Source organism: Vibrio atypicus, assembly GCF_009811315.1.
In the GTDB taxonomy this organism is placed as follows: Bacteria; Pseudomonadota; Gammaproteobacteria; order Enterobacterales; family Vibrionaceae; genus Vibrio; species Vibrio atypicus.
This window is the reverse complement of record NZ_BLID01000028.1, coordinates 1-1,090: the sequence shown is the minus strand read 5'-3', so window position 1 is coordinate 1,090 and position 1,090 is coordinate 1. Positions and strand designations below refer to the sequence as shown.

Below are 1,090 nucleotides of genomic sequence, written 5' to 3'. Positions count from 1 at the left end.
GCTTAGTATCAAGTTTGAAGTGCGACACTTTTTACAGATGCGCATGAATATACTCCTGAGGTGTAAAGAACCCAAGTCTTTTCCTTGGGCGCGAGTTTAGCTTTCCAGCTATTTGGTTACAGAGCCTCTGTGTCACATGTGACATAGAGGCTTTTTTAGGTAAGTACTGTCTAATTAAACCATTCGTGTTTTCATTGGTTCCACGCTCCCATGAGTGGTATGGGTTAGCAAAGAAAAACAAACACTTAGTTTGTTTTTCTAACTGGGCATATTGGTGAAATTCAGTACCATTATCAGCAGTAATTGTTTTGAACGGTAAGTCTGACTGCTTAATGATCTTCTTCACTCGAGCGTTCAATGAATTAGTCGTTCTGTCGTCTAATTGACCTATAAAAGTATAGCCAGTCATTCTATCTACTAAAGTCACAATGCAGTGCTTAGTTCCTCGCCCAATGACAGTGTCTATTTCCCAGTGTCCAGGCTCAAGACGAAGCTCTGCTTCGGCTGGTCGCTCAGATATATGCTTCTTTGCGGCTAAGCGGCCCCTGCTATCGTTAGAGCGATATCTTTTACGCCTTTGCTTAGTTGACTGGCGCAGGTGTTTCCATAACATTCCGCCTTCTGCTTTGTTGTTCCAAACATACTGGTAAATCAGCTCGTGGCTCATTGTTTTTTGCCCAATTCGCCTTAGAAATCCAACTATCTGTTCAGGGCTCCAGTCCAGTTGCAGCAAGGCTGCAACGAGCCTGAAGTCGGTTTCGTCATAGCGCTTGTTTCGCCTTGAACGTGCAAGCCTATTCCGAGCTCGCTGTTGAGCGTACTCAGGTTGGTACGAGTACCTGTCAAAGTACTTGTTGTATCGTTTATTACGTTCTATCTCACGATAGATCGTGGACTTGTGACGGTTGAGTAATCTAGCAATTCCAGCAGTACGTAGACCTTGCTTTCTTAAGAGAGAAATCGTATATCTTTCTTTCTCAGTGAGGTGTGTATATTTCATAGCTTTACTTCTTGGCGGGAGCAAAATCATGATTATCGCATCTCACTGTTTTATTTTTCAGTGGTGTCGCACTTCGTACTTGAATCCAAG

1 protein-coding gene is annotated in these 1,090 nt (G+C 43.2%); it reads right to left on the bottom strand.

Going from position 1 to position 1,090, the window contains the following annotated elements; all coding sequences use genetic code 11:
• Positions 1-31 precede the first annotated feature (31 nt).
• A complete protein-coding gene (locus GVO60_RS22105; RefSeq protein WP_159657891.1) occupies positions 32-1,000 on the bottom strand; it encodes an IS30 family transposase in 969 nt (322 codons plus the stop codon).
• Positions 1,001-1,090 lie beyond the last annotated feature (90 nt).

Bases quoted from the DNA above. Each gene is read 5' to 3' on its own strand.
- GVO60_RS22105 (WP_159657891.1), bottom strand. From the start codon at position 1,000: ATGAAATATACACACCTCACTGAGAAAGAAAGATATACGATTTCTCTC.